At 44.2% G+C, this 1,288-nt stretch carries 1 protein-coding gene; it reads left to right on the plus strand.

All coding sequences use genetic code 11. From position 1 onward, the window contains the following. The first annotated feature begins 98 nt into the window (after positions 1–98). The gene (locus C8D82_RS20475) at positions 99–1,118 is read left to right on the plus strand and encodes an IS5 family transposase (RefSeq protein ID WP_116886145.1); all 1,020 of its coding nucleotides are present in this window, start codon (positions 99–101) and stop codon (positions 1,116–1,118) included. The last annotated feature ends 170 nt before the right edge of the window (positions 1,119–1,288 follow it).

Genomic DNA, 1,288 nt, shown 5'->3' on the forward strand with positions numbered 1-1,288 from the left:
TAAGGGTACCTCTATTTATTCAAGGATAAATTGAGATACGGCTGGCAAAAAAAGGAATATCGGAGTATATACAGTTATGAACAATATTGGAGACGCACATGCTGAACGGACTTTTTGACATATACAACCGTCTGGAGTATCTGACGGAAAACGGTGATATACTGCCGAATCTGAAAAGACTTGTCCCGTGGGAAGATTTTCGCGGAGAACTTGAGGTCATATACGATCATGAACGCAAAAGCAATGCCGGGCGCAGACCGTTCGATGTCGTGATGATGTTCAAGATTCTGATTCTGCAATCTCTGTATAATTTGAGCGATGATGAGATGGAATATCAGATCATGGATCGCTTGAGCTTTATGCGTTTTCTCGGACTTGACCTCGACAGTCGCGTTCCGGATGCAAAAACGATTTGGCTGTTCCGCTCAAAACTGGAAGAACATAAACTCACCCGGAAACTGTTTGACAAGTTCAATGCCTTCCTTGCCGAATCCGGTTTTGTGGCTCGCAAGGGACAAATCGTTGATGCGACAATTGTTCGCGTGCCGACTCAGCGTAATACCAGAGAAGAAAATGAGGCTATCAAGGCAGGAAATCCGCCAGTTGAAAACTGGAGTGACGCAAAGAAATGTCAGAAAGACACGGATGCCCGTTGGACGCAGAAACGAGGCAAGAATTATTTCGGTTATAAGAATCATATTGAGGTCGATGTTCAGCACAAGATCATCCGGGATTACAAGATTACGGATGCCGCTGTTCACGACAGCAAAGTGTTTGAGGACATTCTTGATGAAAAGAATACCAGCCGGGATGTTTATGCGGACAGCGCTTATCGTTCCACAGAGCATGAGGCTGATCTGAAGCAGAGAAAATTCCGTCCGCACCTACAAAGAAAAGGTTGTAAAGGACATCAGTTGACCTCACGGGAGAAGCGGGGAAACCTTACCAGAGCCCGTATTCGTTCGCGGATAGAACATGTCTTCGGAGCCATACACCAGCGAGCCGGAGATGTAATTCTGCGAACAATCGGAATCAGCATGGCAGAAGTGAAACTTGGATTACGCAACATCGCATACAACATGGACAGATTCTGCACTTTGATGCTGCAGAATGCATAAAACGGAGGTTTTTATAGAAAAATTAAACAAAACGTCGGCTTTTTCGGTCGTGGAGACTTGAAAAAGAGAAGTCAGAAAACTAAATGGCAACTCTGAAAAATCTCATTCGGAGATTTTCAGACATGAATAAACGGAATTCCTTTCAAAAAACTATTGATAGAGGTTCCCTT

The organism is Victivallis vadensis, from assembly GCF_003096415.1.
Lineage (GTDB): Bacteria > Verrucomicrobiota > Lentisphaeria > Victivallales > Victivallaceae > Victivallis > Victivallis vadensis.